This window comes from Pseudomonas sp. Irchel s3b2 (assembly GCF_900187445.1).
GTDB lineage: Bacteria > Pseudomonadota > Gammaproteobacteria > Pseudomonadales > Pseudomonadaceae > Aquipseudomonas.
The window spans coordinates 99253-124201 of sequence record NZ_FYEB01000004.1 but is presented as its reverse complement, the minus strand read 5'-3'; the positions used below and the strand labels follow the sequence as shown (position 1 = coordinate 124201).

The window sequence follows — 24949 nt, the reverse complement described above, 5'->3', positions numbered from 1 at the left end:
GGCGGTACAGTCAACATTGATGTCGCCTGATATACCGCTTTCGCGAGCAAGCTCGCTCCTACAGCGGGCTAGGTTTTATCTCACTGCACCGGCAAGAAATTCAAAAACAGCAAACTCTGGGCGTAGTTGAGGCCGATCCGTCGGTAGCGCTCGTCGAGCATCTGGGTCAGCAGGTCCAGGCGCGCGACGATTTTGCCAAACTCCACGGCAAAACTCAGGTTGCTGCCCTCTTCCGAGATTTCGTTGGAAAACAGCAAAGGCTCGCCCTGCTGGTTTTGCCGCTGGCTCAAGATCCAGGTGGCTTTCTCGATGTTACGCGCGGCATTGCTGACGAAGGTCGGGTTGATCGCGTCCGTCATGTAGAACTCCAGCCGATTGCCATGGGCCGTCACCAGCATGCTGCCGATGGCATAGATGAAGGCACCGACTCGATCGCCGAGGAATTCCGGGCTCATGGCGTAGCTCAGCGCGGCGAGGTCTTTTTTACCGCCGAGGGTGGGTAACGGCTGTTGCTGTTCGATGGCCAAGCGCACTTGTTTTCCCGCGGTGCCAACATTGAGGAAGCCGGATTTTTTCAGCTCATCCGGGTTGCGCAGGTAGAGCTTGTTCATCAGCAGGTAGAGGCTTTCGAGGTTGTCGCGCATCGTCAGGGTCGCCATACGGTCGACGCTGGTCTGGAGGAATTCCTGAGGTTGGCCGTTGCGAAACTGGCTGACGATATCGTTGCCCGGCTGATGGCTGCAGCCACTGGCGAAGAGCATCGACAAGCTAATCAGCAGCAAGCAATGACGGCGAATGTGCAGGTTAAAGCGGGGTAAAACTCGAGCCATGGGTTCTTGAACTTGGGCATGGGCCGGCGGTGGGGATCGCCGCGGGCTGGCCAAGGATAGAACCGTGAAAGCCGAAAAAGTGCAGTGCCGGTGGTCCGTAAGCGCTGACTAACGTGAAGGCGACCTCATATTAGTCATACTTTATAATTGCAACCTTCCATAAACAAGCTATAAATCCTGCCATGATCTCGTTAAAACTCGATCATTAGTATGACTACTTCTAATAGAACAACAAAAAGGAAGGTCAACCATGCTTCAATCTCGATACCTGCTCTCCGGCCTCGGACTGTCCCTGATGATCGCCACCCTCCCCGCTCATGCCGCCGGCTTGTCCAGCGAACATAAAGCCTTCGGCAAAACCAATGACGGCACGCCCGTCGAGCAATACATTTTGCGCAACAGCCATGGTCTGCAAGCCACGATCATTACCTACGGCGGGATTCTGCAGTCGCTGAAAGTGCCGGACAAGAACGGCAAGCTTGACGACGTGGTGCTCGGTTTCGACGATGTGCAGGGTTATCAAAGCGGCACCGCGTACTTCGGCGCGACCATCGGCCGCTTCGGCAATCGCTTGGCCAACGGCGCCTTCGAACTGGACGGCAAGCGCTATCAGGTGCCACTCAACGACGGCAGCAATTCGCTGCACGGCGGGGCTCAAGGTTTCGACAAACGGGTGTGGAAAGCTGAACCGAACAAGGGCAAGGATTCGGTGGGCGTGACCCTGACGTACCTGTCGGCGGACGGTGAAATGGGCTTTCCCGGTAACCTGAAAACCGAGGTCACCTACAGCCTCACCGAGAACAATGAACTGCGCATCGAGTACAAAGCCAGCACTGACAAACCCACGGTGCTCAACCTGACCAATCACAGCTATTTCAACCTGGCCGGCGCCGGTAACGGTGACGTACTGAAGCAACTCGCCACCCTGCACGCAGCCCGCTATACGCCAGTCACCGGCAAACTGATCCCCACCGGTGAACTGGCCCCGGTCGCCGGCACGCCCATGGACTTCACCCAACCGACCGCCATCGGTCAACACATCAAAGCCGATCATCCGCAGTTGAAATTCGCCGAAACGAAACACGGCGGTTTCGACTTCAACTGGGTGTTGGACGCCAAGGGTGATCTGGGCAAACTCGCCGCCGATGTCAGCGATCCGCAATCCGGGCGCCGGTTGCAGCTCTACACGACCGAACCTGGCGTACAGTTCTATACCAGCAACTTCCTCGATGGCACGGTCGTGGGCAAGGCCGGGAAGATGTATCCGCATTGGGGGGCGTTTACTTTAGAGACTCAGCATTATCCGGATTCGCCGAATCAGCCGAACTTCCCGTCCACACGGCTGGCCCCGGGCAAGCGTTATGCCCAGACAACGGTGTACAAGTTTTCTACCCTGTAGATCTTTTGACCGAACGGAACCACCGGGCTATTTTGCTGCCAACTGAAGTATCGATCGCACTTCGCAAAGGAGGATCCATGCGTACTCTTGAGCTGGCCGGCGTCCATGTGCCGGTCATCGGCCAAGGAACCTGGCGCATGGGAGAGGAACGCTCCCGACACACAAAGGAAGTTGCAGCGTTGCGTTTGGGCATCGAATTGGGCATGACCCTGATCGACACCGCTGAAATGTACGCCGAAGGAGGCGCTGAAGAGGTGGTGGGTGAGGCCATCGCAGGCAGGCGCGACCAGGTTTTTCTGGTCAGCAAGGTCTACCCCCACAACGCCAGCTGCCTGGGCATCCCCCAGGCCTGCGAACGTAGCCTGCGGCGGTTGAATGCCGATTACATCGATCTTTACCTGTTGCACTGGCGTGGCGAGTATCCCCTTGAGGAAACCGTCGAAGCCTTCGAACGCCTGCGTGAAAGCGGCAAAATCGACCGTTGGGGCGTGTCCAACTTCGATCTGGGCGACCTGGACGAATTGGCCTCGCCTGCCTGCACCACCAATCAGGTGCTGTACAACCTGGAAGAACGCGGCATCGAATTCGATTTGCTCCCCTGGAGTCAACATCAAAGGATGCCGGTGATGGCCTATTGTCCGATCGGCCAGGGCGGGAGCATGCTGAACAATTCGACGCTCAAGCAGGTTGCCGCCCGTCACGAGGCGACACCGGCGCAGGTAGCGCTGGCATGGATTCTGCGTCAGAACGGCGTGATCGCCATCCCCAAAGCGATCCGTCCCGAACATGTGCAGCTCAATGCGCAAGCGGCGCAATTGCGGCTTGAAGTTGGGGATCTGGAGGCGCTGGACCAAGCTTTTCGCGCGCCACAACGCAAGCAGCGGTTGGCCATGGTCTGAGCCATCGCGATTCTGTCAGAGGGCATCGGCATGAGAAGTACCGATCAGCTCGATTCTTTCAACTTGCCACGCTTCGTCCAGGCGCAGGACCCTGTGTTCGAGTGGGTGCAGGAGGAGCTGCGCGCCGGACAAAAACGCCGGCACTGGATGTGGTTTATTTTTCCGCAGTTTTCCGGGTTGGGCGACAGCGAGATGTCCCGCTACTTTGCCATTCGCTCCAGTGAAGAAGCCACCGCGTATCTGGAGCATCCGTTACTGGGTCCACGCTTGCGTGCCTGCACGCAATTGGTCCTGGACGTTCCTCATCAGTCGATCACCAAGATTTTCGGTCACCCCGACAACCTCAAGTTCCACTCATCAATGACGCTGTTCGCCCAGGTTTCGCCAAAAGGCAGCCTGTTCCATCAGGCGCTGGATCAGTATTTTCATGGCATACCGGATGACTGGACACTGTCGCTGCTGGACTCAAAACAGGCCCAGTTGCCCCCCAACCAGCGTTGAGAAATCATCATCCACGAACGGCAGAATCGCATCCGCCACCGGTTGCAACTGCCGGGTGACGTAATGGTCGTAATCGATGGGCGCGCTGCGGATTTCCAGCGGCTCGGGGCCGGCGACCGTGATGACATAACTGATCCAGCCGCCGTTCTGATATTGCCGCGGGCGTCCCTGCTGGTCGTTGTAGTCGTCGGCGATCCGCGCGGCCCGCACATGGGGCGGCACGTTACGTTGATAGTCGTCGAGAGTACGGCGCAGGCGTTTGCGATAGATCAGGCGCTCGTCGAATTCACCGGCCAATGTCTTGCGCACATAATCACGCACGTAATCCTGATAGGGCTTGCGATTGAAGATGCGCAGGTACAGCTCCTGCTGGAATTGCCGGGCCAACGGCGACCAGTCGGTGCGCACGGTTTCCAGGCCCTTGTAGACCATTTCATCGGTGCCGTCCGCGCGGGTGACCAATCCGGCATAGCGCTTCTTGCTGCCCTCCTCGGCGCCGCGAATGGTCGGCATCAGAAAGCGCTTGTAGTGGGTTTCGAACTGCAACTCCAGGGCACTTTCCAGCCCGTATTCCTGCTTCACATGCTCGCGCCACCACTGGTTGACGTGGTCTACCAGTGTGTGGCCGATCTGCGCGGCTTCTGCCTGACCGTGGGGGCGGCGCAGCCAGACGAAGGTCGAGTCGGTGTCGCCATAGATCACCGCGTGGCCCTGCGCTTCGATTAATTGGCGGGTACGCAACATGATCTCGTGCCCGCGCAAGGTGATGGACGAGGCCAGCCGTGTATCGAAGAAGCGGCAACCGCTGGAGCCCAGCACGCCGTAGAAGGCATTCATGATGATCTTCAGCGCCTGGGACAGCGGCGCGTTGTGTTCGCGCTTGGCGGTTTCGCGACCTTCGGCAACCCGAGCGACGATGGCCGGCAGACAATGCCGGGTTCTTGAGAAACGTGCACCGCGAAAGCCCGGCACCGACTCGCTGTCGTCAGGATGCTTGAGCCCTTCGATCAAGCCCACCGGGTCGATCAGAAAGGTGCGGATGATCGACGGATAGAGGCTTTTGTAGTCGAGCACCAGCACCGATTCGTACAACCCGGGTTGCGAGTCCATGACAAAACCGCCGGGGCTGGCCTCTGGTGGTTTGCCGCCGAGGTTCGGCGCGACGAAGCCCTGCCGGTGCATCAACGGCATATACAGATGAGTGAACGCCGCCACCGAGCCACCGCTACGGTCCGCCGGCAAACCGGTGACGCTGGCGCGCTCGAGCAGGAAGGTCAGCAATTCGGTCTTGGCGAAGATCCGCGTCACCAACTCGCAGTCCTTGAGGTTGTACTTCGCCAGGGCCGGTTTGTCCTCGGCGAACATACGATTGATTTCGTCCATGCGCTGGTACGGGTTGTCGATCGACTTACCCTCGCCCAACAGGGTTTGCGCGACGTTTTCCAGGCTGAACGAGGGGAAGCTCCAGGTCGCCGAGCGCAGCGATTCGATGCCGTCGATGATCAACCGGCCGGCGGCCGAGGCGAAGTAATGGTTACGGCTGCCGTGCTCGCGCCACTGCATCTCTTCGCCGCCACGCCCCAGCTTCAACGGCACCGCCAGGCGGCGAGCATGTTCGTGCAGTACGCGCAGATCGAATTGCACAACGTTCCAGCCGATGATGGCATCGGGGTCGTGCCGGGCGAACCATTCATTGAGTTTTTTCAGCAGCAGGGTTCGCGAGTCGCAGTATTCGAGCTGGAAATCCACCCCACTGTCATCGCCATTGGGCGGCCCGAGCATGTACACCTGACGCTCGCCGCAGCCTTCCAGGGCAATTGAATACAACTCGCCCTGAGCGGTGGTTTCAATATCCAGCGAGACCAGCCTGAGCTTCGGCCGGTAGCCGGGGTCGGGTTTCATCTGCGCATCGAGCAGCAGGCCCTCGTCGCTGGGCGTGCCGCCGAACACAACGGGCGCGGTGATGAAACGCTCCATCATGTAGCGTTCCGGCGGGCGGATGTCGGCTTCGAAGACATCAATGCCTGATTTGCGCAGTGCGGTTTCCAGGCGCATCAACTGACCGTGCTGCTGGCAATACAGGCCGAGCACCGGGCGATGTTCGAAGTCCAGAAGTGCCAAGGGCTTCAGCTCGACGTTTTTCTCGCCACGCAAAACCGTTTCGACCTGCTCACGCTGGACCGCCGGAATGAACGCGACCGACGGTTGATACGGCAGGCGGATGTGCCTTGGACCGGCATCGGTCGCCAGCCAGAACTCGACTTCCGTGCCGGCCGGTGTATCGCGCCAATGCCGGGTCAGGACGAAGCCCTGCTGTAAATCCACCACTGCAACCTCAACGATCTGATTCAAGGGGTCATTCTACGCGTGATCGGCGGTGTGGTGAGGGGGCTTGCGAGTGAACGCTTTTCGTAGGAGCCAGGCTTGCCGGCGAAGCGTCCTTAAGAGCGCTTTCGCCGGTAAGCCTGGCTCCTACGTGTCCGTTTTGCGTTTAACTGACTGGTATTGGGGCAAGCTCCCTCGCCACAAAATCAAAGAAAAATCGCTGAATGACGCTTTTTGCGCGATATGTGCCGCTTTCTGCCTTGCTCTGTGAGCGCGTCTCTACGATTCTTCAAGAACAACGACAACACCCGAGAATCCGTCATGAAAACCGTCGCCCAACTGCTCAAGTTAAAGGCCCAACAGAATCAGGAAGTCCACACCATTGCGCCTCATCAGATGGTGCTGGAAGCACTGATGGTGATGGCTTCAAAAAACGTCGGCGCGTTACCGGTGCTGAAAGAGGGAAAGGTTGTCGGCATCATCAGCGAGCGTGACTATGCGCGCAAACTGGTGCTCAAGGGGCGCTCCTCCGTCGGCACCCCGGTCAGCGACATCATGGTGGCGCCGGTGATTACCGTAGACACCCACCAAACCGTCGAAACCTGCATGGGCATCATGTCCGAAAAACGCCTGCGGCACTTGCCAGTGGTGGAAAACGGCGAGTTGATAGGATTGCTGTCCATCGGCGACCTGGTCAAGGAAGCCATTGCCGAACAGGCTGAACTGATTCGTCAGTTGGAGCAGTACATTCGCGGCGAATAAAACGCGGCAATCCCGATGCAGCGAAAATCTCCTGTAGGAGCGAGGCTTGCCCGCGAAAGCTGTTATGCGGTGGAACTGATGAACCGTGTCATCGTTCTTCGCGGGCAAGTCGGATCGCCGCACCGCTCGCTCCTACATTGGACTGGCGGTGTTCCTATGGCCAATGCCGCGCGAAAACCGGCGCCAATGCCGGGTGCCGGTCGAAGCGTTCGAGCCAGGCAGAGAACCCCGGCCGCGCGGTGCGCAAGTGCTCCCGGGTACCCGCCCAGCGCGTCACCACCGCCGCCAGAATATCCAGCGCGCCCGGTGTTCCCTCGCCCAGGTACAACTTGCCGGCGAACTGATCGGCAAACACCTCCCAACTCCAGTGCAGGCGCTGACGGGCACCGGCCATGAGGTTTTCCCTGGATGATTCGTCCGCCTCGGCCAGCCAGCGCTCGGGATAATCGATAATGCCGATGGCGGCATAGCAATTGCTGACGATGTACACCAGGCCACGAATCACCTGATCACGCTTGAGCGGGTTCTCCGGCAGCAGGTTCGACTTCGGGAACGTGAGACCCAGATGGATCAGGATGGCCGCACTCTCGGTGAGTACGCCGCCATCGGGCAGTTGCAGAGTGGGAATCTGCTTGAGCGGATTGAGCTTCTCCAACGCCTGAACCGCCTCCGGGGACGATGAAACATCGATGAAGCGATAAGGAACCTCGCACAACTCCAACGCGGCTTCGATGGCAGCCGCACCCGAGTTCTGATGTCCGTAAAGCTGGTACATGACTAAATCTCCTCTGCGACTCTCTCTTTGTAGCAGCTGCTGAAGATTGCGTTCGGTTGTCTCATCAGCGCCCGTCGCCCCTGTGGGAGCGGCGGGTCAGCCAATATTGATGCTGAATATACCGCCGTCATCGTCGGAACGCCGCCCGGAGCCGGCTCGCTCCCACAACATTTTCTGGCTCGTTCACATCCCCGCGCGCTTCATACAGCGCTGATAACGCTCATCGACCCGCTTGGCGAACCACGCCGTGGTGAGTTTTCGGGTGATTTTCGGGCTTTGTAGCAGGATTCCCGGCAACACCGCACGGGGTAATGGTCGGCCTTCAGCCTGCTCGGCCAAGGCGAACACGCGCCGATACAGCTTGGTGTCCTCGAATTCGAGACTGTTACCCTGCTCCAATTGATCCCGAATGGTCAGGTTGCGCATGTCCAATTGCTTGCCGAGCGTACGCACCGCCAATTCCGTAGTGCCAGGCATGATCGAGCCGTAGCGCACCAGATCGCCATCCAGCGCCAGCGGAATGCCCGTCGCCCGACTTACCGCATTTTGAAATGCCGCATTGCGGCTGGCGTACCAACCGGCGTTGAAATCGGCGAAGCGATACAGCGGCTGCTTGTAGCTCACCGGATAGCCGAGCAAGTGGGCAATGCCAAAATACAGACCACCGCGACGCGTGAACACTTCGCGGCGAATCGAGCGGTCCACCGGGTAGGGATAATCCCGCGCCTGCTGCTCGGCAAAATCGATGCTGACCTGCATCGGCCCGCCGGTGTGCACCGGGTTGAAACCATCGAACAGTGTCCGGCCCATGGGCACCATGCCGATGAAATCATCGAAAATCGCGCTGAGTTCTTTTTCGCTGCGCGCGGCATTCAGCCGGTCGCTGTAACTTTTGCCATTGGGTGAATTTACCTGCAAGGCACCGCTCACCAGCAGGCCGGGGATGTGGGCCTTGCCGGCGCGGCGGTCGATCTCGTCCCGGGCGATCTTGCCCAGGCCTGGTACCGGCGGATCAGCCTGAAACGTCGATTCCTGCTCGGTGACCGCCAGTACCGAACACAGGTTTTGCGTGGTCGGTGAAATTTTTTGCGCGGCAAACGCAGCGTAGATGTCCGTGGCCCAGCCCTGGCGGTCGACTGTTTTGGCCGGCAGCAGACGCATGATCTCTGCCTTGACCTCGGCAGGCTTGCGGGCCGGCGGTTCTTGAGTGCGCTGGGAACCGCAACCGGCCAGCACCAACAGTGCCGCGACGCTCATGATCAATCGATTGGCTTGCATGGTGCTCCATCAAAGTCCGTTGGGCCGGGTTAACCATACGATCAATGCATGGCGCAGGCTATGACTGTGACGGTGGGGGACTGTTCCCCTGACCCGGAGCACGCTGTAGCGGCATTCCGTTAGGCAGCCGGCCGGCCGGTGCATCCGGGCTGAACCATACTTGATCCACACACCGAGGAGGACAGCTCATGAACCGTAGCGATGTGCTGATCATCGGCGCCGGCCCGACCGGATTGGTACTGGCGCTGTGGCTGAGCAAACTGGGAATTCGGGTGCGCATTATCGACAAGACGTCGGAACCTGGCACTACTTCACGCGCGCTGGCAGTACAGGCGCGAACGCTTGAACTGTATCGCCAGCTCGACCTCAGCGACACCGTTGTGCAAAACGGCCATAAAGTGGCCGCGGCGAATTTCTGGGTCAAGGGCGAACCCGTTGCACGCCTGCCGCTGAGCACCATTGGCGAAGGTCTGACGCCCTACGCGTTTCTGGAAATGTATCCGCAAGACGAGCACGAACGCCTGCTGATCGAACGCCTGAAGGCCTTCGGTATTACGGTGGAGCGCAATACCGAACTGGAAAATTTTGAAGAAACCGGTGATGGCATCACCACCCGGCTGCGCTTGCCCGATGGCCAGCAGGAAACCTGCCAGGCCTGTTACCTCGCCGGCTGCGATGGCGCCCGCTCGATTGTGCGCAAAACCCTGGACACTGGTTTTCCGGGTGGTACCTACCAGCAGATTTTCTACGTGGCGGATGTGCAGGCTCGCGGCCCGACGTTCAACGGTGAATTACATGTGGACCTTGATGAAGCCGACTTCCTCGCCGTATTCCCCTTGGCCGGTGAAGGTCGCGCCCGACTGATCGGCACCGTTCGCGACGAACGCGCCGAGCGTGCCGAAACCCTTCAGTTTGCAGACGTCAGCAGCCGGGCCATCGAGCATTTAAAGGTGCAGATCGATCAGGTGAACTGGTTCTCGACGTACCGTGTGCATCACCGGGTAGCGGATCACTTTCGCACGGGGCGCGCGTTTCTGTTGGGTGACGCCGCCCATGTCCACAGCCCGGCGGGGGGCCAGGGCATGAACACAGGGATTGGCGACGCGATCAATCTGGCCTGGAAACTCGCCGCGGTGCTCCGCGGTGGCGCCACGAGCAAACTGCTCGACAGCTATGAAACCGAACGCATCGCTTTTGCCCGACGATTGGTGGCGACAACCGACCGGGTCTTCAATTTCGTCACCGCCGAAGGACGAGTGGCCGACTTGCTGCGCATGCGCGTGGCGCCATTTCTGATCCCGAAAATGACATCGCTGGAGGCGGTTCGGGAATTCATGTTTCGCACGGTGTCGCAGACCACCCTCAACTATCGCGGCATGCCATTGAGCGAGGGGGTCGCCGGCGACGTTCACGGCGGTGATCGCCTGCCCTGGGCCCACGATGGTGAAGGGGACAATTTCGAGTCACTGAAAAACCTGACCTGGCAGGTGCATGTGTATGGCGACACCAGCGACGAGATGATCGCCTGGTGCACCGAGCATCATCTGTCGTTGCAGGTGTTCGACTGGCGGCCTGTATTTGAAACAGCAGGGCTGGCGCGCAACGGGTTTTACCTGCTGCGGCCGGATACCTATGTCGCGATTGCCGAGTACAGCGCCGATCCGAAGGTGATCGAGCGGTATTTCCGGGACCGTGGGATTCGGCCTTTCTTCAGCTGAACCCAAGATTAACGAGGCTGATTGTTCCCACGCTCTGCGTGGGAATCAAGCGTGACGCAGAGCGTCACAGGAGGCGTTCCCACGCGGAGCATGGGAACGATCTTTCAAAACAGTTAGATCCCGGCCAGGGCCAGGTCCATCGCGAAGTAGGTGAAGATCAAATCCGCCCCGGCCCGTTTGATCGCCCCCAGGCTCTCACGCACCACTCGGTCTTCATCGATTGCCCCGGCTTGGGCGGCGAATTTGATCATCGCGTACTCGCCACTCACCTGATACGCCGACAGTGGCAGACGCGAGGCTTCGCGGATGTCGCGGATGATGTCCAGGTACGCACCGGCCGGTTTGACCATCAGCGCGTCGGCGCCTTCCTGCTCATCCATCAGCGACTCACGCACCGCTTCGCGGCGGTTCATCGGGTTCATCTGATAGCTTTTGCGGTCGCCCTTCAGCGCACTGCCGCCGGCCTCGCGAAACGGACCATAAAGCGCCGAAGCGAATTTGGTCGAATAGGCCATGATCGCGGTCTGGCTGAAACCCGCTTCATCGAGCGCCCGGCGAATGGCCTGGACCTGCCCGTCCATGGCCGCCGACGGTGCGATCACATCAGCGCCGGCCCGAGCGGCCGCCACGGCTTGTTTGCCGAGGTTGATCAGGGTCTGGTCGTTGTCGACTTCGTGGTGGTGCAGCACGCCGCAATGGCCGTGGTCGGTGTACTCGCAGAAACAGGTGTCGGACATCACGATCATTTCCGGCACGGCGTCTTTGGCGATACGCGACATGCGTGACACCAGGCCGTTGTCGCTCCAGGTATCGCTGCCGCTGCTGTCCAGATGATGGGACACGCCAAACGTCATCACCGATCTGATCCCGGCCCGAGCGTAACGCTCGATCTCGCCGGCCAATTTCGACTCGGGAATGCGCATCACCCCGGGCATGCTCTTGATCGGCACGAAATCGTCGATTTCTTCCTCGACGAAAATCGGCAGCACCAGGTCGTTCAAGCTGAACTCGGTTTCCTGGAACAGGCTGCGCAGGCTCGCATTGCGGCGCAGACGGCGTGGACGTGCTTCGGGGAACTGACTGGGCATGGGTCTTCCTGAAAAACGGTGAATGAGACAAAAGTCGTAGGGGGCGAAGCTTATGCGCTGCAAGGCGCGGGGCACAAATCTCGATCGCTCAAGACTGCGTTACCGCAGCGGCAACAATCGGCCGCAACCCGCACAGAACCCCGTGGGAGCGGCGGTGCGGCGATCCGACTTGCCCGCGATAGCGGTATGTCAGTGACATCTCATTGGTGATGACGGATTCAAAGGGGTTGTTTGGGAATTTCCAGCCCGCGAATCACCGCCGGCCTCGCCAGAAAACGTTCCAGCACGCGGGTGACATTGGGGAAATTCTGGATACCCACCAGGTCACCGGCCTCATAGAAGCCGATCAGGTTGCGCACCCACGGAAAGGTCGCGATGTCGGCGATGGTGTAGCGCTCGCCCATGATCCAGTCGCGCCCTTGCAGACGGCCATCAAGAACCTTGAGCAAGCGCTTGCTTTCGTCGACGTAGCGATCACGGGGACGCTTGTCTTCGTAGTCCTTGCCAGCGAATTTGTTGAAGAAACCGAGCTGGCCGAACATCGGCCCGATACCGCCCATCTGAAACATCAGCCATTGAATGGTCTCGTAACGCGCCGCCGATTCCTGCGCCAACAGCTGCCCGCTCTTGTCGGCAAGGTAAATCAGAATCGCCCCTGACTCGAACAGTGCCAACGGCTGATCTCCCGGACCGTGAGGGTCGAGGATCGCCGGAATCTTGTTGTTGGGGTTCAGCGACAGAAATTCGGGGGACAACTGATCGTTGGTGTCGAAGCCCACACGATGCGGCTCGTAGGGCATCCCGATCTCTTCGAGCATGATCGAAACCTTGACGCCATTGGGTGTTGGCAAGGAATAGAGCTGGATCCACTCCGGGTATTGGGCCGGCCATTTTTGAGTGATGGGGAATGCAGACAAATCGGTCATAAGGGGCATCCACGAGAAAATCGAAGTGAAGATCATAATGGGGACGGGGCGCATATGTGTACCGCGTCCATAAATCCGCAACATCCTGTCGATAACCTTTCTTCCAATCCGTTCAAGGTTGCCGCTAAAGTGCCAGGCACTTCGCTCGGATCGAACCAAAGGGCTTCAGAGGACTCTGAGCATTGCCCTATAGGAAATGGAGCGAGTCAACGACATGGAAAACACCCGTAGCCATAAGCTCACGGTGTCAAGGTTTGTCAGCCTTAACCGAATGCGCTGAAGATGACCTATTCGATGATGAATCCACTGAAATTCGCCCAACGCTTCAAACATCGCGCCTATGTCTTACTGCCTGCCTTGTTGGCGGCCTGCGCCGTGTTTTTTTCGTTGGAGTCCAGCGAAAGCCGTGCCCAACCGGCGGACGGAACCCAGACGCTGGTGTTTTTACGCCACGCAGAAAAACCCGTCGGTGGCCTGGGTCAGCTCAATTGTCAGGGGCTGAACCGCGCCATCGACCTGGCCACCTTGTTGCCGGAAAAATTCGGCAAGGCCAACTACGTGTTTGCTGCCAATCCGACGCGCAATGTCGAGGAAGGCGAATTTGATAATTCCTACAGTTACATCCGCCCCCTGATGACCATCAGCCCCAGCGCAATCAAGCTCGGCTTGCCGGTGAACATCGAATTCTCGGCCAACGACACCAGTGACCTGGCGGATGAGCTGCTCCACGACAAGTATCACAACTCGGTCATTTATACGGCCTGGTCCCACGGCTACCTGCCCGAACTGATCAATAAAGTCGCCGGGGAAGCCGTCGGCAAGAAACAGAACATCACCGATGACTGGGCATCCAGCGACTACGACTCGCTGTACGTGCTCACGCTGACCTGGCACAACGGCAAGGCCAGCCTGCAGAGCCGCAGCTACAAACAAGGGCTGGATAACGGTCAGGAGACCTGTCCGACGTAAGCAGTCGGGCGCGCCTGTCAGGGCCTCTTCGCGGGCAAGCCTCGCTCCTGTAGGAGCGAGGCTTGCCCGCGAAGAGGCCAGTACCCCCCACCTAACCCCGCTGATTACCTCGCGCTCGCAGGTACTCAAGCACCGCACCCCGCTCCCCGACAAACTCGATTCGCGCCCCCTTCTTCTCCCGCTGAAACGCATACATCGGGTCGTAATACTCACGCAGCAACCCTTCGATCCAGCCCCGATGCAAATCCACCGCACCGCTGTTCGCCTGTTCTGCCAGTGCGTCTTCCATCAAGGTCAACATCCGCCGATGGCGTTCGCCACCCAGACGTTTCTGGACATTGTTCAGGCTCGCCAGCATCCGCTCGGAAAACAGCGCGAAGCCTTCATCGCCATGCACTTCGATGAACTCGGCGCACAAGTCCACCACGTAATCGCGCAAAATGCGCTCGACCCGCCCTTCCAGGCTATCTTCCAGCCAAACCATCGGAAACTGCTGCATGCCCTGATATAGCTGCAGCGGCAAGGCGCAACTGCCGATCGCGCGGCTCTCGTCTTCCAGCACGAACTGTTCGATACCACGGGCGCGCTTTTTCAACACGTCCACCGCCAGGCAGTTTTCAAAGTCGATGTTGGAGGGTTGGCCGGTGGCGCGTTTGCCGAAGCTGGAGCCGCGATGATGGGCATGCCCTTCCAGGTCCAGCCCGTTGCTCAATTGCGTGAGCACCTCGGTCTTGCCGATGCCGGTCATGCCGCCCAGCAAGACGAAATCACATTGGGTAATGGCTTGATCGAGCGTATCGAGCAGGAAGGTGCGCATGGCCTTGTAGCCGCCGCCGACTCGCGGATAGTCAATACCGGCTTCGTCCTTGAGCCACTGCTGAACGATCTGCGAACGCAGCCCGCCACGAAAACAATACAAATACCCATCCGGATGAGCCCGGGCAAAATCGGCCCAGGCCTGGATGCGCTCAGCCTTGATCTCGCCAGACACCAATTGATGTCCCAGGGTGATGGCCGCTTGCTGACCTTGCTGCTTGTAGCAAGTGCCGATCCGTTGCCGCTCGAGATCATTCATCAGCGGCAGATTGACCACGCCGGGGAATGAGCCCTTGAGGAATTCGACCGGCGCGCGAGTATCCATCATCGGCCGGTCGTTGAGAAAGATGTCGCGGTAATCGGTGAAGTCGATGGACATCAAAACACCTCTACCGCGTTAGTCTGTCGCTCAACCAGTTCGCCGATCGGCTCAAGGGTCAAGCCGAGTTCGGCTGCCACCACCAAAAACTGTTCATTGCCCTCAGGCGTGACCGCAATCAGCAGGCCACCGCTGGTCTGCGGATCGCAGAGCACACGTTTGTGCATTTCCTGAAGCCGCCCCAGTTTGCTGGCGTAACTGTCGAAATTGCGCAGCGTGCCGCCCGGCACGCAGCCCTGATCGAGGTAATACTCGACACCCGGCAGGAGCGGCACTCGGTCATATTCGATGCAGGCAGTCACGTTGCTGCCGTCGGCCATCTCCACCAAGTGCCCGAGCAGGCCAAAACCGGTGACGTCGGTCATTGCGGTCACGCCGTCGAGTTTGCCGAAACGGCTGCCGGGTTTGTTCAAGGTGCACATCCAGTCACGAGCCAGGCCAATGTCGGCATTGCGCAACTTGCCCTTCTTCTCGGCCGTGGTGAGGATACCGATGCCCAAGGGTTTGGTGAGGTACAGCAAGCAACCGGCAGTGGCGGTGTCATTGCGCTTCATGTGGCGCTTTTCCACCAGCCCGGTCACGGCCAGGCCGAAGATCGGCTCTGGTGCATCGATGGAATGGCCACCGGCCAACGGGATTCCCGCTTCATCGCAGACCGAACGCCCGCCGCGAATCACTTCCCGGGCAATCTCCGGCGCCAGCACATTGACCGGCCAGCCGAGAATTGCAATCGCCATCAACGGATCGCCGCCCATGGCGTAAATGTCACTGATGGCGTTGGTGGCGGCGATGCGGCCGAAATCGAACGGATCGTCGACGATCGGCATGAAAAAGTCAGTGGTCGAGACCACGCCGCGTTCTTCGTCGATGGCATATACCGCCGCGTCATCGCGCGAGGCGTTGCCGACCCAGAGTTTCGGGTCCAGGTTCTGCGCGCCGCTGCCGGCCAGAATCACCTCCAGCACCTGGGGTGAAATCTTGCAGCCACAGCCTGCGCCATGGCTGTATTGGGTCAGACGAATCGGCTCGCTCATCGGGTGTGCACCTTGTGAAGTCAATGCCGAGGATTCTACAGCAACCCTTTGGCGAGAGGGCTTGCCCTAATGCCTGTCAGTTAAGCGCCCCCTGTAGGAGCGAGCTTGCTCGCGAAGACGCAGGCGCAGTCAATATTGATGTCGCCTGACACACCGCTTTCGCGAGCAAGCTCGCTCCTACAGGGTTCCGTGTCTTAGCTGACTGGCATTGGGGGCTTGCCCCCGTTAGGCCAATCGACACCATTTTGGTGCATATCCCCGCCAGATCCCCCTTCGCCCTGAAACTACTCTTTCTGCTCATCCCTCCAAATCCTTGACCAAAAGGACAGAAAAACCAGCAATTCCCACTATTTTTCAGTGCATTAAACAAACTGGTATGTCTTATGCAAACGTTTGCTAGTCGCCGATACCGGCCTGTTCGCCACCTACCCGCACCACCGGGTTTTTGATCCGTACGAAAAGGGACTTTTAATGCATTGCACTTCCCGTCGCGTGACTTGCTCGCGCACTTTTGCTGTTTCCTTGCTGCTGGCCAGCGTTACAGGACTACTCAGCAGCCATGTTCTGGCCCAACCGGCCACCGCCGAAGAATCTGCCCAGGGCGAAGCTCTCAGCCCTGAAGCCAGCCCGCCGAAAAAAGGCGCCTACCTGTCGGACTGGTTCAACCAGGACCTGACTATCATCGGCAGCAAAGACATCAGTTTCGGCCCGCAACCGGCCGACGATATCTACCTGGAATATGAATACTTCGGCCGCAAGGGGCCGTTCGAGTTGTACGGCTACATCGATATTCCGAAGATCTTCGACATCGGCAACAGCCATGACAAAGGCGTGTGGGACCACGGTTCGCCAGTGTTCATGGAGCACGAACCGCGGATTTCCATCGACTACCTGGCCGGCCGCAGCCTGGCCATCGGGCCGTTCAAGGAGTGGTATGTAGCGTTCGACTGGATCTACGACCACGGCAGCAACAGCGCCAACCGCGCCAACACGCTGTACAGCGGCCTCGGTACCGACATCGACACCCATTCGCGGGTCAACCTGTCGGCCAACTTCTACGGTCGCTATCAGTGGGAAAACTACGGCGCCAGCAATGAGTATTCGTGGGACGGCTACCGCGCCCAGCTCAAATACATCGTGCCCATCAGCAGTTTCAGCAACGGCGCTTCGTTGACCTACATCGGTTTCACCAACTTCGACTTCGGCTCCGACCTGCACAAGGACAACCCGGCCCGCACCGCCAACGCCACCGTGGCCACCAACGTGTTGCTCTACGCCTTCACTCACTTGCGTTTCACCCTGGTCGGCCGTTACTTCCACAACGGCGGCAACTGGGAGGATGGCAGTGAATTGAATTTCGGCGACGGTGACTTTCGCGCCCGTTCCAACGGCTGGGGCTACTACGCCGGTGTCGGTTATCAGTTCTAAGGCTTATTGAATCTGGAGGTTTTATGAATGCAATGACGCGTATTTCCCTGTCTGTCGGTTTTGCGGTAGGCACCCTGCTCTCTTGCGCTACATGGGCGACTGAAGCGCCGATCCAGCCGAAAGTAATGCTGATCACCATGTTCGCCCCCGAGGCGCAGAACTGGATCGATCGTCTGGAGCTCAAGCAAGAAGTCCGCGTGCCGGGTCTGTCCGCCGAGTACCCGAACATTCGATGCAACACCCGACAGGTGTGCCTGATGGTCACCGGCATGGGCCAGACCAATGCCGCGGCTTCTACCCTGGCCCTGGCCCTGTCGCCGAAATTCGACCTGCGCAAAAGTTACTTCCTGATCGCCGGGATTGCCGGCATCAGCCCGCACCATGGCACCATCGGCACCACCGCGTGGGCACACTATCTGGTGGAGTTCGGCACCCAATGGGAGCTGGATTCCCGGGACGCACCGAAAGACTGGCCGACCGGTTATCTGGGCATCAACACCCAAGGCCCGAACGAAAAGCCACCGCTGGATTACAAGACCGAAGTCTTCGAGCTCAATCCGAAGTTGCAGGCCAAGGCGTTCGCCCTGAGCCACAAGGTCCAGCTGAGCGAAAGCAAGGAATCGGCGGCATGGCGTTTGAAGTATCCATCCGCGCCGGCCAATCAGCCGCCCGTGGTGACCCAATGCGACACGCTGGCGGGCAATACCTGGTTTTCCGGGACGCGGTTGAGTGAACGGGCGGAAGTCTGGACCAAGCTGCTGACCAATAACGAAGGGGTCTATTGCACAACTCAGCAGGAAGACAATTCCACCTATGAAGCGCTGCTGCGCGCCAGCCGCGAGGGGCTGGTGGATGTCCGGCGCCTGGCAGTGGTGCGCGCAGGCTCTGACTTCGACCGGCCGGCGCCGGGACAGAGTGAGGTGGATAACCTGCTCAAATACGCCGATCAAGGTGGGTTTGTGCCGGCGCTGGAGAATCTGTACCGCACGGGGAACCCGCTGGTGCAGGAAATTTTGCAGAACTGGTCGGCTTGGGAGAAAGGCGTGCCTGAGGTCTGAGTTCGGCTGGAGGACGCCTTCGCGGGCAAGCCTGCTCCTACAGAGGTCTCACAAATCATGTGAGCGGCGCAAATCAACTGGGAGCGAGCCTGCTCGCGATAGGGCCAGAACATTCAACATAAATGCCGACTGTGATGGTTCCGCCGGCGCACCTTGGGCCATAGACTAGGATCATTGGGGGTCAGGAAGGCTCCATGATAACGAAGCGTCCGGCTGTCGCCAGTCACTGTCACCGTCCGACAAACCGACTGAATTTTCCCCGCGCCTCGCGATCCTTCTATAACTACAGGGAGGAATACAGGCTTTATGAACAATGCAAAACTTTTCGTTATTGAATACACCCTTCATGGCCAGCCCAAGTCTTTCATTATCCGCCTGGACAAAATGGACAATGCAGAGGCTTGGCACTGGGCAAGTTGCGACGCAGGGATCGGCCGGATCCCGCGTTTTGGCCGTGAGCGGGTGCAAAAGACCAGCAAACCGCTGGCGGAAAAATTCGGCATCGAGAATGTGACCTGGCGACCGGCCAGTTGAGCGTCAAAAAGGAGGGGAAAGATTCAAACCGAAGTGGAGCCTGGACGGCTCCACTTTTGGGTTGAACAGTCAGTGTTGAGCACACTTGCAGCCTTTGGTGGAGCATTCTTCGCCATGTTCGTGGTGCTTGGCGCAGGCTTCACAGCAATAGTGCTTGCCGTGACGCGCGATCGGATGTTCGCCCAGTTTGCAGGAACATTTGGGGCAGTCGCAGATACTTTCACTGTCGATCATGAGTCTGACTCCATTGTTGTGGTCGTCAAGGTGCCGCGGGTGCGCGCCACCTGAAGCAAATGACCGCCCGTTCCGGATACGGGTTCAAACCAACGCTTGGACGGTGCTTGCTTACTAATGAGGGTAGTCGCGATGCTGCTATTCAGGGACGAACACTGCCCTGTGGCGTGGGGGGAAGCACAGCACCTGTAGGAGCGAGGCTTGCCCGCGAAGAACGATGACGCGTAATACCTGAAAAACCGCGGCGCATTCTTCGCGGGCAAGCCTCGCTCCTACAGGTTCTGCGTCCTGATTTACCGGCATTGGGGGGCAAGCCCCCACGCCACACGAGCACTATCAATCAAATACGGAATTGCCCGACCAGTTGCCCCAGGCGTTGACCAAGGTCGGCCAGGCTGCGTGAGGTCTGGGCGCCAAGTTGGGTTTCGTCGGCGACGTTGTCCACAGCCACGGCAATCTGATGCACGCTGCGGTTGATTTCTTCGGCCACGGCGGTTTGCTCTTCGGCGGCGCTGGCGATCTGGGCGTTCATCGCGTTGATGGTGCCGATCAATTGGGCCATGGCGTCCAGCGATGCCCCCGCTTCATTGGCCTGGGCCGACGTGCCGTCGCCGGCCTCGCTGGAGCGGCGCATGGCTTCGACTGCCGATTGGGTGCCGGCCTGCAAGCGGTCGATCATGCCCTGGATTTCCTGGGTGCTGATTTGCGTGCGACTGGCCAATGCACGCACTTCGTCGGCGACCACCGCAAAACCACGCCCGGCCTCACCGGCGCGGGCCGCTTCAATGGCGGCGTTGAGCGCCAGAAGGTTGGTCTGCTCGGCAATCGAACGGATCACCCCGAGCACGCTGACAATCGACGACACGTCTTTTTGCAGGCTGTCGAGGGACACGCCGCTGCTGCGAATGTCGTTCACCAGCGCATGAATTTTCACGATACTGCCAGCTACCACGCGCTTGGCGGCCTGGCCTTCTTCGTCGGTCTGCTGGGCAGCGACCGCCGCGTTTTGTGCGCTTTTGGCCACTTCCTGAGCCGCCGCTGACATTTCGTTGATCGCCGTGGCTACCTGATCGGTCTCGTGACGTTGGCGTTCCATGGCCTGATCCGAGCGTTGGGCCTGATCGGAGACCTGATTCACCAGCCCGGTCAGTTGCGAGGTCATTTCAGTGATCTGGCGTACCAAGCCATGAATTTTGTCGACGAAACGGTTGAACGAGCCGGCCAATTCGCCGAGTTCATCCTGGCTGGTGATGGTCAGGCGCCGAGTCAGGTCGCCCTCGCCCGCCGCGATATCGTCGAGATTGGCTTTCATCAGGTGCAGCGGACGCAGGATGGTGTTGGCCAGCAGCATCCCGGCGGCGGCAATCACCAACAGCACCACCACGGCAATCCCGACGATGCTCAGCACCACGCCTTGCATGCGTTCCTGGACCTTGGCCTCGACCACCGCCACTTGGGCTTCGATGCCGTCAAGGTTGACCGAGGTGCCGACCGCCATGTCCCACTTGGGCAGGTATTCGGTGTAGCCGAGCTTGGGCACCAGCACTTGGGTGTTGCCGGGCAACGTCGAGCTGTATTGCAGGTAGTGGGTCCCGTCCTTGGCGACTTTCACCAGGTCGCGATTGACGTAGACCCCGTTCGGGTCGCGGTTGTCCTTGAAGCTCTGGCCCACGCCTTCGGGGCTGCTGGCCTTGAACAGGCGCACGGTGTTGGAGTCGTAGCCGAAGAAGTAGCCGTCCTTGCCATAGGTGATGCTCGACAGCAACTTGATCACTTGCGCCCGCGCCGCGTCATCGCCGGGGGCGGCCGCGTCGTAGAGCGGTTTGATCGTGGTCATGGCCACGGCGACGTAACTTTGCAGGGTCGCCTTGGCATCGCTGAGCAGGCGCTGACGGGTTTCCTCGACTTCCTTGCGAGCCTGCTCCTGCAGAATGAACAACGTGGTCAGGCTGATGACCAGCGCAAAGAGCAGCACCGGGAGGACGGCAAGGGACAGGACTTTAGCCTTCAGGCTCATGCGCATGACGTTCACTCTTTTGATTTTGTTGGCGTGGTTAAAGGCTTTAACGGCAGGCCAATTCAAAAGTTGAACGCGGTCATTGTGGGAGCGTGGCTTGCCCGCGATTCAGGCGCCGCGGTTTATCAGGCACACCGCGTAATCGTTCATCGCGGGCAAGCCACGCTCCCACAGGTAAATGTGGTTACAACACCATCGCTGCTACCCAGCCAAACGCCAGCAACGGCAGGTTGTAGTGCAGGAAGGTCGGGACCACGGTGTCCCAGATGTGGTGATGTTGACCGTCGATGTTCAGACCGGAGGTCGGGCCCAGGGTCGAGTCCGAGGCGGGTGACCCGGCATCGCCCAACGCGCCGGCGGTGCCGACGATGCAAACGATGGCGATCGGGCTGAAGCCCAGTTGCACGCACAACGGCACGAAAATCACCGTCAGAATCGGTACGGTGGAAAACGACGAGCCGATGCCCATGGTCACCAACAGGCCCACCAGCAACATCAGCAGCGCACCGATAGCTTTGCTATGGCCGATCCACAAAGCCGAAGTCTCGACCAGTGTTTGCACCTGTCCGGTGGCTTTGATCACTTCACCAAACCCTGACGCGGTGATCATGATGAAGCCGATCATCGCCATCATCTTCATGCCTTCGGTGAAGAGGTCATCGGTTTCACGCCATTTAACGATCCCCGATAGCGAAAAGATCAGGAATCCCGCCAGCGCCCCGATAATCATCGAGTCCAGCAGTAGCTGAATAATGAATGCCGCGGCAATCGCCAGGCCGGCCACCAGCAGGCTCATTGGGTTGTACTGCACCGCGACCTGTTCGACTTTCTCGATCTTCTCCAGGTCGTAAACGCGCTTCTTGCGATAGCTGATGAACGCTGCCGCCAGGCCAAATACCATGCCCAACGCTGGAATACCCATAGCATGGGTGACATTGATGCCACTGATGTCCACGCCACTACGGGCGACGTTGGCCAGCAGGATTTCATTGAGGAAGATGTTGCCGAAGCCCACAGGCAGGAACATGTACGGCGTGATCAGACCGAACGTAATGACACAGGCGATCAATCGACGGTCCAGTTGCAGTTTGGTCAGCACATATAACAGTGGCGGCACCAGCAACGGGATAAAGGCGATATGAATCGGCAAAATGTTCTGGGAGGCGATGGCCACCACCCACAGCAGGCCGATCAGCAGCCATTTGACATTTCCGCCACCGTTGGCGTGCTGGCGATCGACCATGGCCAGGGCTTTGTCGGCCAGCGCATGGGCCAGGCCGGACTTGGCGATGGCCACGGCGAACGCGCCGAGCAAAGCGTAGGACAACGCAACCGTCGCGCCGCCGCCGAGGCCGCTGTTGAAAGCTTTCAGCGTCGCGTCGATGCCCAGGCCACCGGTCAGACCGCCCACCAACGCGCCGACAATCAGCGCGATTACCACATGCACGCGGGACAGGCTGAGTATCAGCATGATGCCGACCGCGGCAATTACTGCATTCATTGTTGTTACCTCAAAAGCAGCGCGGTGAGACAATCACCGCCAAACGGAATGAGTCCGGCCGGCAGTCTGTATGAGCGCCGCCAGCGGATGGAGAAAAGGGTTTTATTAGAGGGCGCGCACTGTGCCGGACCGCTGCTGCCTTGTCAAAGCCAACACCCCGTTTAGACCGGGGACATGGTTTACATCTGTGACGAGGGAGCTTGTCGGAACGCCGCATCGCCCCGTTCGGCTGCGAAGCAGTCGCAAAACCAGAGATCAATAACAACGTGGCGACCATTCGGGATGTGACCGAGTCGCTGTCGGGCAGGCCAACGAATCGGCACGGGTGAGTCAGTCGCTTAACAGCTTGGCGAATCAGCAACAGAGCTTGATGGATCAGTTTCGGGGCTGATTCAACGCATGATCGTTCCCACGCTCCGCGTTCCGCTTTGGGATGTGACGCAGAGCGTCACGGGATGCATTCCCACGCAGAGCGTGGGAACGATCGACTGGAGGGAAATCAGCGTTTGGGCAACTCGATCGTGACTTTCAACCCGCCCCACTCGCTTTCCTGCAACTTCAACATCCCGCCCCACGTATCGACGATGTCGCGCACGATGCCCAATCCCAAGCCATGCCCATCGGTCTGTTCATCGAGCCGTGTGCCACGACTGAACACCTGAGCGCGCTGGTCTTCGGGAATCCCCGGTCCATCGTCTTCCACGCTCAACTCAAACCTTTCTGCCGTTTCGACCACGCTTAACCGAACCTCGGCATCCGCCCACTTACAGGCGTTATCCAGCAGGTTGCCGAGCAATTCCAGTAGATCTTCGCGATCCCACGGCAGTTGCAGACCGGACGGTGCGCGGTAGCTCAGGTCGAGGTGTTCGCCGTGAATCATGCTCAACGTGGTCAGCAACCCCGGCAGTTCCGCATCGCAATCAAACAGCGCCCCCGGCAGTGCATCGCCGGACAGCCGGGCACGGTTGAGTTCGCGATTGAGCCGTTGCTGAACCTGTTCCAGCTGCGCCTGCATGACTTTGCGCAGCTGCGGGTGAGCATCGAGTTTTTCGCTGGAAGCCAGGCTCAACAACACCGCCAATGGAGTTTTCAACGCATGGCCGAGATTGCCCAAGGCATTGCGCGAGCGCTTGAGGCTGTCTTCGGTGTGGGCCAGCAAATGGTTGATCTGCGCCACCAGCGGTTCCAGCTCCAGCGGCACTTCTTCATCGAGTTGCGAGCGCTGGCCCTGCTGCAACTGGGCGATTTGCTCGCGGGCCTTTTCCAGCGGGCGCAAGGCGCGGCGCACGGTGATCCGTTGCAACAGCAATATCAGCAACAGCCCCGCCAGCCCCAACCCGAGGCCGACCTGTTGCATGCGCCGGAAGCTTTCGCGCACCGGGGTGTAATCCTGGGCCACGCTGATGGAAATCGCCTGGCCCAACCGACGGTAGTCCGAACGCAATACCAGCAGCTGCTGCCCTTCCGGCCCCAGTTGCAGGTTGCTGTGCAGGCCTGGGTGTTCGAGCAGTGGCAGCTCCTGATCCCATAACGAGCGGGAGCGCCAATGGCTGTCAGCAAAATCGATGCGGAAGTAATGCCCGGAAAACGGTCGCTGATAAACCGGCGACAAGTGCCGCTCATCCAGTTGTAATCCCTGCGGTCCGCGCACCAGCGCCACCAGCAGGTTTTCACTGTCGTTGCGCAGCCCGGCTTCGAGGTAGCGCTGCAAACCCATTTCGAACAGCCACAGGCTGGTTTGCGCCAGCACCAGGCCTACGATCACCATCACGCTGATCAGGCCCAGGCTCAAGCGGCGCTGGATCGACCTCACTGGGCTTGCCCGCCGAACAGGTAACCCTGACCGCGACGGGTTTCGATCACTCTGCGGCCGAGCTTGCGTCGCAGGTGATTGACGTGGACTTCCAACACGTTGGAATCGCGCTCGGTTTCACCGTCGTAGAGGTGTTCGGCAAGATGACTTTTGGAAAGTATCTGCTCGGGGTGCAGCATGAAATAGCGCAACAGGCGGAATTCGGCGGCGGTGAGCTGGATGTCGGCACCGTCGCGGGTCACGCACTGACGACCTTCATCCAGATGCAAACCGGCGGCCTTGAGCGTCGGCTGATTGGCGTGGCCGTGGGAGCGGCGTAACAATGCCTGGACTCGCAGGTGCAGCTCTTCGGGATGAAACGGTTTGGTCAGGTAATCATCGGCACCGGCCTTGAGGCCTTCGATTCGCTCGGCCCAGGAACCGCGCGCGGTGAGGATCAGCACTGGCGTGGCCAAGCCGCCGGCCCGCCATTGCGCCAGCACGTCGAGCCCCGGCAAACCCGGCAGGCCGAGGTCGAGAATGATCAAGTCATAAGGCTCGCTGCTGCCCTGGTACACCGCATCACGGCCATCGGCCAGCCAGTCCACGGCGTAACCCTGCCGGTTGAGGCCGGCCATCAGTTCGTCGGCCAGCGGCACGTGGTCTTCCACCAGAAGCAAACGCAT

General features: G+C 59.4%; 22 protein-coding genes and 1 pseudogene. 9 read left to right on the top strand and 14 right to left on the bottom strand.

The window, feature by feature from the left end; all coding sequences use genetic code 11:
* Positions 1-80 precede the first annotated feature (80 nt).
* Positions 81-830, bottom strand: coding sequence for a hypothetical protein (locus CKW20_RS11950; protein ID WP_095053089.1), 750 nt, complete (start codon positions 828-830; stop codon positions 81-83).
* A 250-nt stretch (positions 831-1080) separates the two neighbouring features.
* On the opposite strand from CKW20_RS11950, the gene CKW20_RS11945 reads away from it, so the two are divergent.
* The 3 genes from CKW20_RS11945 (at position 1081) to CKW20_RS11935 (ending at position 3629) form a co-directional block, all read left to right on the top strand.
* A complete protein-coding gene (locus tag CKW20_RS11945; RefSeq protein WP_095053088.1) occupies positions 1081-2229 on the top strand; it encodes an aldose epimerase family protein in 1149 nt (382 codons plus the stop codon).
* A 77-nt stretch (positions 2230-2306) separates the two neighbouring features.
* A complete protein-coding gene (locus CKW20_RS11940) occupies positions 2307-3128 on the top strand; it encodes an aldo/keto reductase (RefSeq protein ID WP_095053087.1) in 822 nt (273 codons plus the stop codon).
* Between the two features lie 30 nt (positions 3129-3158).
* The gene (locus CKW20_RS11935; RefSeq protein WP_095053086.1) at positions 3159-3629 is read left to right on the top strand and encodes a DUF1810 domain-containing protein; all 471 of its coding nucleotides are present in this window, start codon (positions 3159-3161) and stop codon (positions 3627-3629) included.
* Here CKW20_RS11935 and CKW20_RS11930 read toward each other — a convergent pair.
* Positions 3594-5954 (bottom strand): DNA polymerase II, encoded by a 2361-nt coding sequence (locus CKW20_RS11930; RefSeq protein WP_176466891.1) that lies wholly within the window; start codon positions 5952-5954, stop codon positions 3594-3596. The two genes, CKW20_RS11935 and CKW20_RS11930, sit on opposite strands and share 36 nt — an antisense overlap.
* Before the next feature lie 321 nt (positions 5955-6275).
* Here CKW20_RS11930 and CKW20_RS11925 point away from each other — a divergent pair, with 321 nt between their 5' ends.
* Entirely contained in the window at positions 6276-6716 is a 441-nt protein-coding gene (locus CKW20_RS11925) for a CBS domain-containing protein (RefSeq protein WP_095053085.1), read from the top strand.
* Positions 6717-6870: 154 nt separating this feature from the next.
* Here CKW20_RS11925 and CKW20_RS11920 read toward each other — a convergent pair whose 3' ends face one another.
* Both CKW20_RS11920 and CKW20_RS11915 read right to left on the bottom strand, forming a co-directional pair.
* Positions 6871-7491 (bottom strand): glutathione S-transferase N-terminal domain-containing protein, encoded by a 621-nt coding sequence (locus tag CKW20_RS11920; RefSeq protein WP_095053084.1) that lies wholly within the window; start codon positions 7489-7491, stop codon positions 6871-6873.
* A 183-nt stretch (positions 7492-7674) separates the two neighbouring features.
* Positions 7675-8769 carry a DUF1615 domain-containing protein gene (locus tag CKW20_RS11915; RefSeq protein ID WP_095053083.1) on the bottom strand — a complete coding sequence of 365 codons (1095 nt, stop codon included), beginning with the start codon at positions 8767-8769 and terminating at the stop codon, positions 7675-7677.
* A gap of 188 nt (positions 8770-8957) precedes the next feature.
* Here CKW20_RS11915 and CKW20_RS11910 point away from each other — a divergent pair, with 188 nt between their 5' ends.
* Positions 8958-10487 carry an FAD-dependent oxidoreductase gene (locus CKW20_RS11910; RefSeq protein WP_095053082.1) on the top strand — a complete coding sequence of 510 codons (1530 nt, stop codon included), beginning with the start codon at positions 8958-8960 and terminating at the stop codon, positions 10485-10487.
* A 113-nt stretch (positions 10488-10600) separates the two neighbouring features.
* Here CKW20_RS11910 and hemB read toward each other — a convergent pair whose 3' ends face one another.
* Both hemB and CKW20_RS11900 read right to left on the bottom strand, forming a co-directional pair.
* The gene (gene hemB / locus CKW20_RS11905) at positions 10601-11575 is read right to left on the bottom strand and encodes a porphobilinogen synthase (RefSeq protein WP_030131534.1); all 975 of its coding nucleotides are present in this window, start codon (positions 11573-11575) and stop codon (positions 10601-10603) included.
* Between the two features lie 218 nt (positions 11576-11793).
* Entirely contained in the window at positions 11794-12501 is a 708-nt protein-coding gene (locus CKW20_RS11900) for a glutathione binding-like protein (RefSeq protein ID WP_095053081.1), read from the bottom strand.
* A gap of 294 nt (positions 12502-12795) precedes the next feature.
* Here CKW20_RS11900 and CKW20_RS11895 point away from each other — a divergent pair, with 294 nt between their 5' ends.
* On the top strand, positions 12796-13470 hold the full coding sequence (locus CKW20_RS11895) for a histidine phosphatase family protein (RefSeq protein ID WP_095053316.1): 675 nt from the start codon (positions 12796-12798) through the stop codon (positions 13468-13470).
* Between the two features lie 91 nt (positions 13471-13561).
* Here CKW20_RS11895 and mnmH read toward each other — a convergent pair whose 3' ends face one another.
* Both mnmH and selD read right to left on the bottom strand, forming a co-directional pair.
* Complete coding sequence (gene mnmH / locus CKW20_RS11890; protein WP_095053080.1) at positions 13562-14665, bottom strand: tRNA 2-selenouridine(34) synthase MnmH; 1104 nt, start codon at positions 14663-14665, stop codon at positions 13562-13564.
* Complete coding sequence (gene selD, locus CKW20_RS11885; protein ID WP_095053079.1) at positions 14665-15699, bottom strand: selenide, water dikinase SelD; 1035 nt, start codon at positions 15697-15699, stop codon at positions 14665-14667. The genes mnmH and selD overlap by 1 nt, the downstream gene beginning before the upstream one ends.
* 471 nt (positions 15700-16170) lie before the next feature.
* Between selD and CKW20_RS11880 the strand changes: the two genes are divergently transcribed.
* The 3 genes from CKW20_RS11880 (at position 16171) to CKW20_RS11870 (ending at position 18719) form a co-directional block, all read left to right on the top strand.
* Entirely contained in the window at positions 16171-17127 is a 957-nt protein-coding gene (locus tag CKW20_RS11880) for a nucleoside-specific channel-forming protein Tsx (RefSeq protein ID WP_095053078.1), read from the top strand.
* Positions 17128-17150: 23 nt separating this feature from the next.
* On the top strand, positions 17151-18185 hold the full coding sequence (locus CKW20_RS11875) for a purine nucleoside permease (RefSeq protein WP_095053077.1): 1035 nt from the start codon (positions 17151-17153) through the stop codon (positions 18183-18185).
* A 306-nt stretch (positions 18186-18491) separates the two neighbouring features.
* Positions 18492-18719 (top strand): DUF6555 family protein, encoded by a 228-nt coding sequence (locus CKW20_RS11870; protein ID WP_095053076.1) that lies wholly within the window; start codon positions 18492-18494, stop codon positions 18717-18719.
* A gap of 69 nt (positions 18720-18788) precedes the next feature.
* Here the strand turns inward: CKW20_RS11870 and CKW20_RS11865 are convergent, their stop codons facing one another.
* From CKW20_RS11865 to CKW20_RS11845, 6 genes and pseudogenes are all read right to left on the bottom strand, one after another.
* Positions 18789-18953, bottom strand: coding sequence for a metallothionein (locus CKW20_RS11865; RefSeq protein ID WP_095053075.1), 165 nt, complete (start codon positions 18951-18953; stop codon positions 18789-18791).
* 340 nt (positions 18954-19293) lie between these two features.
* Positions 19294-20049, bottom strand: coding sequence for a methyl-accepting chemotaxis protein (locus CKW20_RS30170; protein WP_371857428.1), 756 nt, complete (start codon positions 20047-20049; stop codon positions 19294-19296).
* 102 nt (positions 20050-20151) lie between these two features.
* Positions 20152-20970 (bottom strand): annotated as a pseudogene (locus CKW20_RS30165) (cache domain-containing protein); the annotation flags it as partial.
* Between the two features lie 184 nt (positions 20971-21154).
* Positions 21155-22471 (bottom strand): Na+/H+ antiporter family protein, encoded by a 1317-nt coding sequence (locus CKW20_RS11855; protein WP_095053073.1) that lies wholly within the window; start codon positions 22469-22471, stop codon positions 21155-21157.
* A gap of 499 nt (positions 22472-22970) precedes the next feature.
* Positions 22971-24284, bottom strand: coding sequence for a sensor histidine kinase (locus CKW20_RS11850; protein WP_095053072.1), 1314 nt, complete (start codon positions 24282-24284; stop codon positions 22971-22973).
* Positions 24281-24949, bottom strand: a complete 669-nt coding sequence (locus CKW20_RS11845) for a response regulator transcription factor (RefSeq protein WP_095053071.1) — start codon at positions 24947-24949, stop codon at positions 24281-24283. Before CKW20_RS11845 ends, CKW20_RS11850 begins: the two co-directional genes overlap by 4 nt.

Bases quoted from the DNA above. Each gene is read 5' to 3' on its own strand.
- CKW20_RS11950 (WP_095053089.1), bottom strand. From the start codon at position 830: ATGGCTCGAGTTTTACCCCGCTTTAACCTGCACATTCGCCGTCATTGC.
- CKW20_RS11945 (WP_095053088.1), top strand. From the start codon at position 1,081: ATGCTTCAATCTCGATACCTGCTCTCCGGCCTCGGACTGTCCCTGATG.
- CKW20_RS11940 (WP_095053087.1), top strand. From the start codon at position 2,307: ATGCGTACTCTTGAGCTGGCCGGCGTCCATGTGCCGGTCATCGGCCAA.
- CKW20_RS11935 (WP_095053086.1), top strand. From the start codon at position 3,159: ATGAGAAGTACCGATCAGCTCGATTCTTTCAACTTGCCACGCTTCGTC.
- CKW20_RS11925 (WP_095053085.1), top strand. From the start codon at position 6,276: ATGAAAACCGTCGCCCAACTGCTCAAGTTAAAGGCCCAACAGAATCAG.
- CKW20_RS11920 (WP_095053084.1), bottom strand. From the start codon at position 7,491: ATGTACCAGCTTTACGGACATCAGAACTCGGGTGCGGCTGCCATCGAA.
- CKW20_RS11915 (WP_095053083.1), bottom strand. From the start codon at position 8,769: ATGCAAGCCAATCGATTGATCATGAGCGTCGCGGCACTGTTGGTGCTG.
- CKW20_RS11910 (WP_095053082.1), top strand. From the start codon at position 8,958: ATGAACCGTAGCGATGTGCTGATCATCGGCGCCGGCCCGACCGGATTG.
- hemB (WP_030131534.1), bottom strand. From the start codon at position 11,575: ATGCCCAGTCAGTTCCCCGAAGCACGTCCACGCCGTCTGCGCCGCAAT.
- CKW20_RS11900 (WP_095053081.1), bottom strand. From the start codon at position 12,501: ATGACCGATTTGTCTGCATTCCCCATCACTCAAAAATGGCCGGCCCAA.
- CKW20_RS11895 (WP_095053316.1), top strand. From the start codon at position 12,796: ATGATGAATCCACTGAAATTCGCCCAACGCTTCAAACATCGCGCCTAT.
- mnmH (WP_095053080.1), bottom strand. From the start codon at position 14,665: ATGTCCATCGACTTCACCGATTACCGCGACATCTTTCTCAACGACCGG.
- selD (WP_095053079.1), bottom strand. From the start codon at position 15,699: ATGAGCGAGCCGATTCGTCTGACCCAATACAGCCATGGCGCAGGCTGT.
- CKW20_RS11880 (WP_095053078.1), top strand. From the start codon at position 16,171: ATGCATTGCACTTCCCGTCGCGTGACTTGCTCGCGCACTTTTGCTGTT.
- CKW20_RS11875 (WP_095053077.1), top strand. From the start codon at position 17,151: ATGAATGCAATGACGCGTATTTCCCTGTCTGTCGGTTTTGCGGTAGGC.
- CKW20_RS11870 (WP_095053076.1), top strand. From the start codon at position 18,492: ATGAACAATGCAAAACTTTTCGTTATTGAATACACCCTTCATGGCCAG.
- CKW20_RS11865 (WP_095053075.1), bottom strand. From the start codon at position 18,953: ATGATCGACAGTGAAAGTATCTGCGACTGCCCCAAATGTTCCTGCAAA.
- CKW20_RS30170 (WP_371857428.1), bottom strand. From the start codon at position 20,049: ATGGAACGCCAACGTCACGAGACCGATCAGGTAGCCACGGCGATCAAC.
- CKW20_RS11855 (WP_095053073.1), bottom strand. From the start codon at position 22,471: ATGAATGCAGTAATTGCCGCGGTCGGCATCATGCTGATACTCAGCCTG.
- CKW20_RS11845 (WP_095053071.1), bottom strand. From the start codon at position 24,949: ATGCGTTTGCTTCTGGTGGAAGACCACGTGCCGCTGGCCGACGAACTG.